Origin of the sequence: Shinella sp. HY16 (assembly GCF_028534175.1) — a bacterium.
Lineage (GTDB): Bacteria > Pseudomonadota > Alphaproteobacteria > Rhizobiales > Rhizobiaceae > Shinella.
On record NZ_JAHYXL010000001.1, the window covers coordinates 2,515,085 to 2,527,958 of the forward strand.

Annotated in this window: 15 protein-coding genes; 4 read left to right on the plus strand and 11 right to left on the minus strand. The window is 57.4% G+C overall.

The annotated features are described in order from the left end of the window. Positions 1–15 precede the first annotated feature (15 nt). Complete coding sequence (locus tag K0P03_RS12470; protein WP_023513089.1) at positions 16–792, plus strand: IclR family transcriptional regulator; 777 nt, start codon at positions 16–18, stop codon at positions 790–792. A 74-nt stretch (positions 793–866) separates the two neighbouring features. Here the strand turns inward: K0P03_RS12470 and K0P03_RS12475 are convergent, their stop codons facing one another. Then, on the minus strand, positions 867–1,355 hold the full coding sequence (locus K0P03_RS12475; RefSeq protein ID WP_272789747.1) for an Lrp/AsnC family transcriptional regulator: 489 nt from the start codon (positions 1,353–1,355) through the stop codon (positions 867–869). A gap of 93 nt (positions 1,356–1,448) precedes the next feature. On the opposite strand from K0P03_RS12475, the gene K0P03_RS12480 reads away from it, so the two are divergent. Further along, positions 1,449–2,648 carry a diaminopropionate ammonia-lyase gene (locus K0P03_RS12480; protein ID WP_272789748.1) on the plus strand — a complete coding sequence of 400 codons (1,200 nt, stop codon included), beginning with the start codon at positions 1,449–1,451 and terminating at the stop codon, positions 2,646–2,648. A 471-nt stretch (positions 2,649–3,119) separates the two neighbouring features. Here the strand turns inward: K0P03_RS12480 and K0P03_RS12485 are convergent, their stop codons facing one another. Continuing rightward, the gene (locus tag K0P03_RS12485; protein WP_272789749.1) at positions 3,120–5,207 is read right to left on the minus strand and encodes a hypothetical protein; all 2,088 of its coding nucleotides are present in this window, start codon (positions 5,205–5,207) and stop codon (positions 3,120–3,122) included. 455 nt (positions 5,208–5,662) lie between these two features. Here K0P03_RS12485 and K0P03_RS12490 point away from each other — a divergent pair, with 455 nt between their 5' ends. Continuing rightward, a complete protein-coding gene (locus tag K0P03_RS12490; protein WP_272789750.1) occupies positions 5,663–6,223 on the plus strand; it encodes a recombinase family protein in 561 nt (186 codons plus the stop codon). A gap of 77 nt (positions 6,224–6,300) precedes the next feature. On the opposite strand, the gene K0P03_RS12495 is transcribed toward K0P03_RS12490, so the two are convergent. From K0P03_RS12495 to K0P03_RS12515, 5 genes are all read right to left on the minus strand, one after another. Further along, a complete protein-coding gene (locus tag K0P03_RS12495; protein ID WP_272789751.1) occupies positions 6,301–6,768 on the minus strand; it encodes a hypothetical protein in 468 nt (155 codons plus the stop codon). A 3-nt stretch (positions 6,769–6,771) separates the two neighbouring features. Beyond that, positions 6,772–7,344: a hypothetical protein gene (locus tag K0P03_RS12500; RefSeq protein WP_272789752.1), complete on the minus strand. Its 573-nt coding sequence runs from the start codon at positions 7,342–7,344 to the stop codon at positions 6,772–6,774. Positions 7,345–7,787: 443 nt separating this feature from the next. Beyond that, entirely contained in the window at positions 7,788–8,303 is a 516-nt protein-coding gene (locus K0P03_RS12505) for a hypothetical protein (RefSeq protein ID WP_272789753.1), read from the minus strand. A 35-nt stretch (positions 8,304–8,338) separates the two neighbouring features. Continuing rightward, on the minus strand, positions 8,339–8,695 hold the full coding sequence (locus tag K0P03_RS12510) for a hypothetical protein (RefSeq protein ID WP_272789754.1): 357 nt from the start codon (positions 8,693–8,695) through the stop codon (positions 8,339–8,341). A 76-nt stretch (positions 8,696–8,771) separates the two neighbouring features. Next, on the minus strand, positions 8,772–9,359 hold the full coding sequence (locus K0P03_RS12515) for a DUF805 domain-containing protein (protein ID WP_272789755.1): 588 nt from the start codon (positions 9,357–9,359) through the stop codon (positions 8,772–8,774). Positions 9,360–9,450: 91 nt separating this feature from the next. Between K0P03_RS12515 and K0P03_RS12520 the strand changes: the two genes are divergently transcribed. Next, a complete protein-coding gene (locus tag K0P03_RS12520) occupies positions 9,451–9,720 on the plus strand; it encodes a helix-turn-helix domain-containing protein (protein WP_272789756.1) in 270 nt (89 codons plus the stop codon). A 53-nt stretch (positions 9,721–9,773) separates the two neighbouring features. Here the strand turns inward: K0P03_RS12520 and K0P03_RS12525 are convergent, their stop codons facing one another. The 4 genes from K0P03_RS12525 to K0P03_RS12540 form a co-directional block, all read right to left on the minus strand. After that, a complete protein-coding gene (locus tag K0P03_RS12525; protein WP_272789757.1) occupies positions 9,774–10,157 on the minus strand; it encodes a DUF3768 domain-containing protein in 384 nt (127 codons plus the stop codon). 14 nt (positions 10,158–10,171) lie between these two features. Beyond that, positions 10,172–10,885: a hypothetical protein gene (locus tag K0P03_RS12530; RefSeq protein WP_272789758.1), complete on the minus strand. Its 714-nt coding sequence runs from the start codon at positions 10,883–10,885 to the stop codon at positions 10,172–10,174. Between the two features lie 197 nt (positions 10,886–11,082). Next, positions 11,083–12,018, minus strand: a complete 936-nt coding sequence (locus K0P03_RS12535; RefSeq protein WP_272789759.1) for a hypothetical protein — start codon at positions 12,016–12,018, stop codon at positions 11,083–11,085. Between the two features lie 76 nt (positions 12,019–12,094). Then, positions 12,095–12,874 (minus strand): hypothetical protein, encoded by a 780-nt coding sequence (locus tag K0P03_RS12540; protein ID WP_272789760.1) that lies wholly within the window; start codon positions 12,872–12,874, stop codon positions 12,095–12,097.

Sequence of the window (12,874 nt, forward strand, 5' to 3'; positions counted from 1 at the left end):
GACGAGGTTTGATACATGACGGATGCAGTGAAGGGCAATGACGACAGCCGGTCAGGGATCCAGGTCATCGCACGGGCGGCGGCGATCCTCAGGAGCCTGAAGAATGAGAATGACGGCCTCAGTCTCGGTCAGATCGCCGAGCGCGTGGATTTGCCGCGATCCACCGTCCAGCGCATCGTCGGCGCGCTTCAGGCGGAACGCTTCGTTATCGCGGCAAGTCCGGACCGGGGCATTCGCCTCGGTCCGGAAATAGGCGCATTGGCAGAGTCGGCACGCATCGATGTCCTCGAAATGTTGAGGCCGTATCTGGTCGACCTGGCGCGCCGGACAAAGGAAACGGTCGATCTGGCCATATTCAGATCGAAGCGGCTTGTGTTCGTGGACCAGATTTCCGGCACGCACCGGCTGCGCACGGTCTCGTTCGTCGGGGAGAGCTTCCCGCTCTGCAACACCGCCAACGGCAAGGCATGCCTTGCCAAGCTCAGCGACAAACAGGTTCTCGCCCGCCTGGCAGACGAGAAACCTTCCATCGCGGAAGATCCCGCATCGCTCCAGGCCTATCTCGCCGAGATCGAAACGGTCCGGTCTACCGGGGTCGCATTTGACCGGGATCAGCACACGGTCGGCATTTCCGCAGTCGGCGCAGCCTTCTACGACCTGCAGGGGGATCTTTACGCGATGTCCGTGCCGACGCCGAGTTCAAGATTCCAAACCCATGAAAAGCTGCTTGTCGACGAACTCGCCCGCACGCTGGCCCAGATCGTCGCGCTGGAGATTTTCCAGGCAAAATAACCGCCGGACGGAAATGGGAAAGCAACGACCTGCCTTGGCAGGCGCGGGAAGAGTTTCCGCACGCACCGGCTCCATCACACCGGTATCGGCCCATATGTCTTCACGTTCTCCATGGACACGCAGGTGCGAAAGCTCCGTACATTTCCGCCTTCGAAAAAGAGTGCCCGCGTGAGCTCGCTGTATTCGGCCATGTCCCGAACGTTGACGATCAGGACGAAGTCCATTTCTCCGGTCACATAGTAGCATTGCTGGACTTGCGGGCACCTGTTGAACCGATCCTTCATCCCGTCCAGGAGGTCCAGCCTCTCGTTGTCGGCTGCCACGTGGACGATGATCGTGAGCGGTCGCCCGATGGCGGCCTCGTCCAGCACCGATATGTCGCTGCGTATGACCCTGGCATCCCGGAGATGCTGCAGCCGCCTGGCGACGGCGGGAGGTGAAAGACCGATCTTTTCCGCAATCACGCGCTGCGGCGTCTGGTTGTTCTGCTGGACCAGCTGCAGGATTTTGAGGTCGAACGCATCAAGGCCGGTTGCGAGAGTTCGAGCCACAAAAGCCTCCATTGATGAAATTTTCATGCAACGATAGTGGAAAAATAGAGCGCAAACAAAGCGTGTGTCGCACTATTCTCTCGGCACCACCGAACCGAGGTCGCCATGATCCACCTTCACGCTCCGCAATACGCGTCCCTGAGTGCCGCCGACAAGGCGCTTCTCGGCGTCGGGGCTCCCGATCTCGTGCGCCCGTATCTCGCCCTTTGGCGGGACGAAAGCGCGACACCTCTGGTGTCGCTGCCCGAGATAGCCACCGCCACCGGGATTGGGCACGTCTTCCTCAAGGACGAAGGCCAACGCCTCGGCCTCGGCAGTTTCAAGGCGCTTGGCGGCGCCTACGCCGTCATGACGCTGTTCAAGCGGATGCTGGAAGCGCATCTCGACGGCGAGGTCTCCATAGCCCGGCTCGTTTCCCCGGCAGCGCGCGCGCTTGCCGCCGGCGTGACGTTCTGCTGCGCCACCGACGGAAACCACGGCAAGTCGGTGGCGGCCGGCGCACGCATCCTCGGGTGCAAGTCCGTCGTTTTCGTCCATGAAGGCGTGATAGCCGCCCGGGCCGAGGCGATCGGAGCCGACGAGATGGTGCGCGTCGACGGCAACTACGACATGTCCGTCGACGAAGCGGGGCGGATCGCCAGGGAGCGCGGCTGGCAGCTGGTATCCGATACGTCCTGGGAAGGCTACGAGGAGATACCGTCCCTGGTGGCGCAAGGCTATACGGTCCTTGCGAACGAAGCTCTTGCTCAGATCGCCGCGCTGAAGCGCAATCCTCCCACGCATGTCTTCCTGCAGGCAGGCGTCGGCGGCTTCGCCAGCAGCATCTCGGTTCACCTGAACGAGGCGCTCGGGCAGGATGCGGTTCGATCGATCATCGTCGAGCCCGACCGGGCGGCTTGCCTGTACGCCTCAGCAGAAGCGGGCCGCCTCACCTCGTTCACGCCAACCGAGCCGACCATCATGGCGATGCTCGAATGCTACACGCCGTCCCTTGTGGCCTGGCGGATCCTGGCCGCGACCGCGAGCGCCTTCGTCACCGTGACCGAGGACGAAGCCAAAAACGCGATGCACCGGCTGGCGTTTCGCACGCACCCCGTCATCGCAGGCGAAAGCGGCGCCGCCGGATTGGCCGGCCTTCTCGCCGTGGCAAACGATCCGCAGGCCCGGCATGCGCTGGGTTTGAACGAAGACAGCAGGGTCCTGCTCATCAACACCGAGGGCGCAACCGATCCGGCCTCCTACGAAAACATCGTCGGATCGAGGCCCGAGGACGTGCTGCGCAATGCGGCGAAGGCCACAAGCTGACGGCGGCAAAGCGACGGCGCTGCACCGAGCTGGCCCGTCATAGATTTTGCGGCGAAACGGGTACCCGTTCACCCGGTTCATCCTGCATCCCCTCGCCCAATCTGGACTTCGCTGGACGAAGGGGAATGGTGCCCGGAGCCTACCAAACCAGAAAAACTTAATCGAATTAATTTAGTTAATTAGCGGCTTTTGTATGTGCAGATACCAACAAGAATACCAACCCCACATCGCGGGACTGCCTTCGACCGAGCCGCCCATTTCTTACTTCACTGGTCCGCGTCTCCCATGAAGTTATCGGCAAATCCTAATGCCCGCTTCGCGTCTGATTTCGGCAGTTCGCTTGCGCCGCCACAATTCCCGCAGGGTATACGTCCACTTGATCACTTACTGCGTCTGTATTTTTCTTACGTCCTGACCATAATTTCTGCCAAAAGAAACTTGCGAACGCAAAAGCTCAAGTAAAAAATGACGTCAAGCTTTATCGCTCTGTCGTTTATTCGCGCCGATCACAACCTCCTCCTGCCATGATCGAAACGTTGACGCCACGCGCGCAGCCCTGTCGGCCTCGTCCTCGTTTTCAATCCACGGCCAAACTAAAAGCAAAAGGCCATCGATTGGCCCTTGCGTGCTGATGCTATCGACAATGACATACCAGCGGTCACTTTTGGTTTCGTACTTGTGTTTTCTACCGATGGCAGCCGCGGCAGCGTGACTTCGTTTCGAAGCGTCCACGGTGACCGCATAGGTAAGTCCGCCGCTTGCGGTTGAAATGGAAAACGCTTTGATCGCTTTGATCGTCTCTGCAATCTCGTCCCGAAGCATTGCAATGTTCTTGCCAATCTCTTCAAGCGCAGCACTCGAAAACTCATAAAGCTCGATGACAACCGCTGCGATTTCGGGAGGAGCGGTCCTCAACTCTGAAAGAAGCTCCCTAATCAGCGGGATTTCTATCGTTTCCAATACACCCTTGGGTCGTTCTGGCTCGACGCTTAGGTCAGCAGAGATCATGTAGTCGTCCACAGTCGTCGCGAAATCGCGGGCGATGACCATGAAATCCGCCTCTGGAGGCAGAGCCAGCTTTGCCCGGATGTGGTAGCCAAGGAAATTGTATTCACTGTCTGAGATAATACGGTCGAAAACGTCGCCTCTAGCCTTTAGATAAAAGAGCATCTCGATTGGCGATGGCAACATACGCGATGCACAATCGAAAAATCCCATATCCCAGATGACCGGGGCTGGATCGCCTTCATTTCGGTCGAGCATGGACCGCGAGAGGTTGGTGGCGGCAGGGAACATGTCACTGAGCAACACGATCGGAAACACGCGGGGGAATTTGGGCAAGCTGATGGTCGTCCCGTCAGCATCCACACATTTTGCGGCTGCCTTGATCAGTTCGCCACTTGCTAATGCTTGCTCAAAAGGATCCTGAATTGCGCCCTTGAAATCCGTCCTTAGCGCTTCGGCATCGCCCGCGCGCGCCTTGAGCGTAATCCGCTTGGACTTTGCCTGTACCACCAAAACAAATTCGCCATACCGAACGAGAACGTCGACTTCTTCGCCTTTGTGCCCTACTGCCTCAGGAAAACGAGCGTTTAAGAAGACGTTTTCATGACCGAACACCTTGCGCATGACATGCGCGGCCGTCTCCTCCAGAAAATGCCCACGATTTGCCGCCGCCTTATCACCATAAGCCTTATCCATCACCATCCAGTAGAACGGGCTCTCGTAGATGCACTCCATCAGCCGATACTGGCTGGGTACATAAAGGTGGTCACCGAAGTCAATTAACGGCGCGATAGAAGCGCCGTTGATTGAAAACGGTGTGTTGAAACCTGCGTTCGCACCGCTCACAGGCGTTGCAAACTTGGCGATAAAATCATTGATTTTGGAGCCAAATTTCTTGCGCAAGAAAGCTTTCGAGACAAGCAAGCTGTTGGTCAGGTCGCCGTTGTTCAGCGCTTCGCCCGCCGCCCGCACGCGGCCGGTGGCATCCATCTGAGCAGTTACCTGCTCGACGATGAAAGTCGCGATCTCAATCATCGGCCGGATTGAGATACCCGCGTTCTGTAGCAGCCAAGTCCAGTCGGCCCTGTAGCGGTGCCGTGCAAATTTGGCGAACTGGTGGATGTAGAAGCTCGCGGGACCATAATAGATGGCCTCCCGCGCAAACATACCAAGAGCCTCCGGCTTCTCAAGAAACCTCTGGGATTCCGGGTCAAACACCGATGCGGCGTCCGCGTTGATCCGGTCATGCAACTCACGCAGCAGGCTGTCTGCGTTTGAAGCAAACTCCGATTTTACTTTAATTGTGGCGTAGGTACGATCGTCAGGAGCCTGAACAAGCAAGCCCAACAAGAGTAGCAGTTCGTTAGTGTTAAGCTTGTCCGTCGACCACCTTTCAGAGGGCGCGTCGATGACCTTACCCTCCTTCAGGTCAACATTCAGCACCCAGTCGCGGTAAATGATTTCAGAGACGCCGTGCAGTGCACCCTCAGACTGCGCAAGTGACCGCAAGTCTTCAAAAACGGCGTCCATTGATCTGGGCGATCTATCGGTCATGGTTATTCCCCGGCGCATGTTGTGAGAATTGCAAGGCGATCCGCCAGCATATTTTCTGACCGAGCGCGCTGCAAAGGATGCTCAGAGCGGACGTGGCGCTGCTATCGATTATATTGCAAGTCGGTATCTGTGCGAGTTCATAAAGAAAAAGGGCTATTATACAGTTGTCGACCTGAGCTCCGTGAGTAATGGCATAAACCTCGCCCCTTCTAGCCTGCCAAGCTCGTTGGCGGCGCATCACGGTCTACACGGCACGCGTTTCGGTCGAGGTGAAGCCGTCTGATTTATCTAAAAGGGCGCTGATAGCGTTCGCCTCATCGTCAGGCCGCGTGACCCATCACATTGAGGTATACCCTCGTGTGACGCCACAGGCAGGCTACAGATGCAGGTAACATCTGGGTTGACCGGGCCTATTTGTGACGCGGTAGCTTCAGGTTTTGAACCTGAGGTGACACATGACCCGCATCGGTTACGCGCGCGTAAGTACCATCGACCAAGACCTCGACCAGCAGCTTGCCAAACTGAAGGCCGAGGGCTGCGCTATCATTCGTTCGGAAAAGATATCCGGCGGCAGTCGCGAGGGGCGCGACGAACTGGCAACGGTCATCGAATTCCTGCGCCCCGGCGACGAGCTCCTGGTGACCCGGCTCGACCGGCTGGGCCGCGATACCCGCGACGTGCTGAACATTGTACATGACTGCGAGCAGCGTGGCGCTTTCGTGACCGTGCTCGACCCGCATGTCACCACGCGCGGCGATATGGGGCATATGGTGCTGACCGTGCTGGGCATGGTCGCGCAGATGGAGCGTCGCTTCATCAAAGAGCGGCAGCGCGAAGGCATCGAGCGGGGCAAGGCAAAGGGCGTTTATCGCGGCGGCGTGGCTCGCATCGATAGAGCGGCCGTTCTCGAAGCGCACGCGACCGGTGCTGGGCCAGCGGAGATTGCTCGTCGCGTTGGCTGCTCGCGTATGCAGATCTATCGTATCCTCAGCCAAACTAAGCTCGTTTGTGGGTGATGCCGGCTCCTTCGCCACCCTCGCAAGTTATGCTCGATTTTATAGATAATCTGAGGAAAGCTTGGAAACCGCGCTACTTACCCCGGCTGGCTCTGGTTGTTGGCGCTGCATTTGCAGAACCAGCCCCGCGCATCATGGCGCATGACGCCGCTCTGCGTGTTCGGCCTGATCGCTATTTCAGTTTTGCTCTTTTCGTCTAGAGAAAAGCAGTCCTTGTAGAGATCGACATATTGCGTAAGCAGATGGTATGCATTGTCGCCAGTCATACTCGTTGCCTCGCAGACCCAAGCTTTTGCCAAGTCATCCGGATCCGTTCGGTAAGTCATAGCCGGGTTCTCCCTTGCGGCATTGCGGAGGAGGCCCGGCAGAGGCGTCGCGTAACCGTCGGAATTTACAGGGATAGAATAACTACTAGGAACCTCCTCCGGCCAAAGATACGCCACCAGCATTGCGAGACAGCCGGCCACGACGAACCCCCTTATGTCTCCGGGGATTGACTTAATCATCTCTTTCACGAATGACTGTTGTTCTTTTGCTTCCACCATAACTTAACCCGCCGATGGGCCGGGTAGGATCAGAACCAGTCTGATGGCTTCGCTGATAGCCTCAATGACGAAAGAATTACCTTCCACTATCCCGCAGGAAATAACGTCAGTGCGGCGCTCGAAGGGCGTTAGTTTTAAGGCCGCATCGGCTACACATTGACGTACCGTTTCGGCCTCCTGTCCTATCAATACGTTTTCGAGTGTTCCTAACTGGTCGGAATTTTCGTTCGTGCGCCATCGTGTTACTAAAGCCTGCCTCAGCACCGGCATAAAGGCATCCCATGCTGCATCCGTCTCGCTTGGTTTTGTCGTTGCAAGTTTTTGATACTGCTGCACGGCGGCAATGGCGGGCTTTATGATACTAGTGCTGGCAGGAGATGGTCCGGGATTGACGTCAATTGAGCAAAATCTCGTAGGGCGATGCTCATATATACTTACTGTCAACGTAGCATCGAAATTGACTTCTGCGACGTTACTAACAGCCAAACATTGCTTGAAGCTTATATCTGCGTAGGAAACGCTTGTCGCAAAAATTAACGCGGCGAACATCGCGAATGATCCAACAAGCGGTTTCATCCCACACCCCAAATTTCCTTCTGCTTTCGGTAGCATACTCCCGCTATCAAATACTGTCACTTCGCAAATGGAAGGCGCAGTTCGTATTTTAAAGCTCGTGTAGCTTCGGCTGATTTACGAAGATTCTGCGATTTTTTGAAGGAAGGCTTCTTTTCTCCACGGCCGCTTGGAACGACTATTGATCGTCGGGTATATCGCAAACGAACGAAACATCAGCGTTCGGGAAAAGAAGCGGGCCTCGGAAAGGTCCGTGCAGGGCTGAAGGCGACACAGCGACAAGCTCTTGGGTCCCCAAAATCGAGGCTGAGCTCCCTCACAATTCAAGCGACACGCAATTGTCGCCGCTCGCCACCACCGGACTACCGTCCCGCCGAGGTCAGCGGAGCCCGGTGCGCACGTCTTAAACGGCACAAGCCACTCGGCACCTTCACGGTGTCAAAACCTCAGCGGCACTGGTCCGATATCACATCGACTTCCCGACCGTCCTCGATCGATGCGGCGGTGACCGTGTGATCGAAGAACCTCACGGTGACCTGCCGCGGCAGGCCACCGCTTCGCTGCATCGACAGATAGTCGCTCATCTGCTGCAACTCGCGCTTCTGATCTTCGGGCAGAAAGGTGCTCATCGCCACTGACTTTCGGTCGAGGTCAAAGCTGGCCACGGAAAAAGTCGCGGCACTGCTTTCGCCGTCCATTTGAATGTTCAGCGGCTCCACCAATCTGCCGTTGACCAGCCCCATGCCATCCGCGCGCAACTGGAACGTGACGGCCATGAAGCCGGCTGTGATCACGCCGCGCGACCCGTAGAGCATGCGTGCGTCGAGAATGCAGCGGACGATGCCGCTCGGGGGCGGCATGTCGTACTCGGCTTCGTAGGCGTTCAATTCTTCCTGCGTCTGCGCCGGTGCCGACCCAGCCATGAGGGCCACAAGGAGCCCGATGCAAAATCTATTGGTCATTTCGTGCTCCATAGGCTCGCCTGCGATCAATCCGATTAGGCTGAAGCCTTGCTCCCGAGGGAGGCCGCCCTCTTCTTTCCCGAGCGCCATGCGAAGAACGACAGACCCGCGAGCACGAAGGCGATGATGGCCCAGATCGTCAGGTCGGGAAACTCTGCCGCACCGAGGAGTGCCATCAGGCCCGCCAGCGTAAACAGGCAGGCGGAAACGACCGGAAGGCCGAAGGCGAATGCGCCGCCGAAGAACAGCAGCAATCCGGCGAACAGCCCCATAGCCCCAGCCTCGCTTGTCGTCTGGTCTCCGAGCACATGCGATGCGGTTCCGATCGTGCAGGATTGCAGCATGACCAGCAGGCTCAACATGATGGCGATGATGCCAACGGCGATCTTCATGGATATCCCTCCAAAGGTGATTGGGTGTTGTTGTCGCGGACCAGGTCCGCAGTGACGCGCGGCGGCGGCTTGCGCGTCAGGCGCTGGCCGGGTTGATGACAGCGGCCTTGAGGCGGGCGAATTCGGCCTCATCGATCACGCCCGAGGCCCTGAGGGCCGCTAGGCGCTCAAGCTCGGCAAGGGGTGCAGGGGTGACCGAAACGCCCGGCCCGGCCGAATGCCCGCCAGCGGCCAACGTCGTGGCGCTATGGGCCTGCTGAGCCGACGCCGAAGGTATGACCTGCCCCACCCGGCCGACACCTACCGCCCCGGCATCGGTCGTTGCACCACCAAAACGGTTCGCGCCGGGCGTTGAGGCTTGGCAATAGAAAACGATCAGCACCAGCGCGCCGATCGGGATGATGCCGATCAAAACCCACCACCCCGTCCTGTCGATATCGTGCAGACGGCGAACGGCGACGGCCACCGCTGGGATGTAATGCGCCATCATCCAGAGGGCAGTGATGAAGGGTGGCCCGTTCTGAGCATTTCCAAGCGCAAGATCGAATATGAAGGCGATGATGCCGCCGAGGAACATGACGAGCGTGAACATCCAGAACTCGGTGCGGGTGGCTCTGGCCTTGAAGTCGAAGTACCGCCGCATGGCATTAAGGTAGGCGTTCATTCTTTGGTTGTTCCTATTCGTCGTTTGGTTGAATAATAAGGGACTATTGGTCCGTCGATTGTCAAGCCTATGACGTGGCTCATGTGTCCGCATGGACGCACGCACCATCATCGGCTGGAACCTTCGACGCCTTCGGGTCGCCAAAGGCCTTTCGCAGGAAAGGCTGGCGCTGGAGTCTGGTATCGACCGCGCCTATGTCGGCCGGGTCGAGCGCGGCTCGGAGAACGTCACCGTGTCCACCTTGGAAGCGTTTGCGAAAGCGCTGGATGTTCCGGTCTCCGCCCTGTTCCGGGATATAGATCCTAACGAACCTGCCCCCGCGCCGCTGAAGGCCGGGCGCAAGGTCAGGCCCCCGAATTGAAGAAGCCCGCCGGTGGGGCGGGCTTGCTCGGTGGTCGAGTGGTGCGGCGGTTGTCATGGTAAGTACTCGTCCGCCCGCATGATGGTCATGACGCGAACGGTGAAAGCCGGATCGGCGGGATCGGGCGAGGCATGGCGAAGGTCGAGGCCGTGATAGTCGATCTTCCAGAAGTATCGCTCGCCCCTGTACGACACGACGCCAAAGTCGTGTTCGCCGTGGGGATCGTCTTCGGGCGTGAAGCCGTCGAATTCCCGCACCGCCTGAAATACCGCCCGCCAGTCGTCTGGGTCGAGAACCATGAGGCCGCGCGTAGCGACGACATGGCCGTCAACGAAGGCGCGGCGGAAGGCGTCGTTGAGGCTGCGCAAGGTATCGGCCCGGTTCAGCCTGTCCCGGCCGGCCTCCAGCGCATCGGCGATGATATCGGCAAAGCGCATCAATCTATCCCCGCCTAGTCGAGCTTGTACTGCGGGTGCAGCAGGGCGATCTCGGTCACGGCGCGTTCGATTGTCGGAAGGTCGGGCCAATCGTGCCAGCGCAGGGTATAGTGATCGTTTGGCAAGGCTTCTAGGACATCGGCTTCGTACCATCCGTCCTCTCTGCCTTCAGATGCCAGCACGACGCTGCCGACCTTGATCTTCGACCAGTCCGTCGGAAAGTCGTGCTGAACGATCGCCGCGCCCGTCCCACGCCCATCGGCAGCGCCGGAGGCGACGGCATAGCTGTTGCTCGACGCCTTACCGCTGCTCGCGCTGACCGGCTGGCGAGCCTGCCCGCGCTGATCTTCCGGCAGGTGCAATACGAGTGCGTCGTACAGCGATGCCTTCACGAAGGGCACGAAAGCCTTGCCACTGGCGAAGATCTTTCCCTGCGGCGCCTGACCGGCCAGCGCCTGCACCGCGTCATTCTCGACCGGCAGCGCGAACATGCTCATGGCCTCGGCGGCTGCGGTGCCTGCCTCGGCGTCGTCATGGGCGAACCAAGCAGCATGCGCCTTGCCACGATCATCGAGGCCGAACAGCACCAGCGCTTCGGGGGCCGCCTCTTTGAGCTTTTCGGCGTGGGGTTTTGAGGTAGACCGCGACATAGGCGGGTGACCGAGGATAGAAAGCCGGGGCAGCGAAACAGCCGGGTTTGTCGGCGAAGGGTAAGCGGCAACGTGCATGAAGGTGTTCCCCTAACGAAAAAGAGCGCCCCGAAGGACGCCCTCTGTGAAAGTTTGATGCCGCCGAGCACGTAAAAACTCGGCGCTTTCAACACGATTGCGGCCACAATGACCGTAATCAAAAGCATTGAACAACTGGCATCATACAGAAATAATATATATTTGTCAATATCTTAACAGGGTGGCCATCCCTTGACCTACCTGCCGATCAGTGAGCCAAAGCGATTAAGGCGAGCATTTTGATCTCGTTCCAACGCCGCTATAGCCTTCCTCTCAACCGTGCGTGCCAAGTCAACGCCATCCCCTGAGGATATTATCCATCCGGGGATCGTCACGTTCGCTAGCAGGTTACACATACTGGCTGCATCCTTGCGGCGCAGGTCGCGCTTCCACGGACCTGCACGCCCTCCCTGTCCCCCATCCGCCGCAAGTGCGACAGCGTCGGCCGATCGCTTATCCCGCCTGTATTCTCTCAAAGGGGCTTTCAGAAGATATATGAGGTGTTCCTTGAAACGAACAGGGTTGTCGGACATGTAATCGAACGCGGGATTTGGCGGCATAGCTGATCTTACACGCGAGTTATACGCTCGCTTGAGTTCCTGCATTGCGCTTTCGTCAATACCCCATACTAGAAGGTGCGCGTGGAGAGACAGCATCCAAGCGCCGGCGTTATCTGCTGCATTGACGTTGCCGTGATAGGCGATATCGAAGGCTCCAAAAGAATGTGCCTCGCCAAACATAGTGACAATCCGAAAGCGATCTTTCACAACATCAGGCAACGCGCGACTGAAATCGAACGCAAGATGTGACGGTGCAATCGTGACGAAAAATGCCGGCTGGATGGATCCACGAGCCTCAGCGTAACGGTTAAACGCCGCAATCGCGCTCTTCATATACGCAATTCGAGACCATGCATTTGTCGCTTTAAGCGACATTGCAGCGTCCTCACGCATACAGCGCTTAGCCGCATGGCTGAGAGCTGATCGGCCTCGCTTCGTCGTCGTATAGCGTCTCAGCTCAATATCAAAGTCGAGGTGTGCTTGTTCAAAATTTGGCACGTTTGTAATTCGTCTATTACGCATGATAAACCTCATAACTGCGGGCATGGCTTCGCCATTCACGGTGAGCGCCATGCCCGTGTTGCTGTTTGTATTCACACAGTACTTTTAGGTATTACACATACGCCCGCTACGGCGTGGGGCTCATCGCTTAGCGCGAGCGCATCTGATCCATGAGTGGAATAAGTTCCACCATGTCCTTAACTTCAATCTCACTACCTTCAATGTGCGCCACGGTTGCTCTCCAATTAAAGCGCTGATTTGATTTGAAGCTCAAAAATTTTCTGCCCTTTGCTTCCGGGACGATCAGGGTAATGGCCACATAACCCTCTTTGATTTTCCGGACGGGTGGGTCATGTTGAAATTTGGCCAGTGCCTCGATGCCACCCTCCCCCTTCAGGATTTTTCGAACGTCTGAGACAGGGGTTTTTCGATCGAACCATGATTTCAAGCTTCGGTAATACTTACTGGCTCTCTTGTCGTCCGAAACACCGTCAAAACCGACGTATAAACGCACGACATAACGTAAAGCATCCTGTTGATCGTCATGCTTCGGCCGTCTTTTGAAACTCGCCCATTCCTCGGAGCCACATATCTCCTGCCATAGATCGAGGCTTTCAGCTGCAAGCAACGCAATCTGATAGCTTTTCAAAATTCGTTTATGCACGGCGGCGTGATACTTTCCATCATCCTCTTTCTCGGCATTCCGAAGATCTTTTAAGATCGAAAGAGCACGTCCTGAGGCTAGAAGATCAAGTATTTCCGCCGAGCGCTTACCCTCTGTTTGCTTTCCGGGCACCGATGTACCATTCGTGCTTTGCTTTTCTTTGCCCGAGCGCGCCGACTTGGATTTTCGCAATGAATTCTTCATGTTTCCGCCACCCTTCACCTGTTCCAACTTGAGGTCTCTATCGGGAGTTAGCCGCGTCAT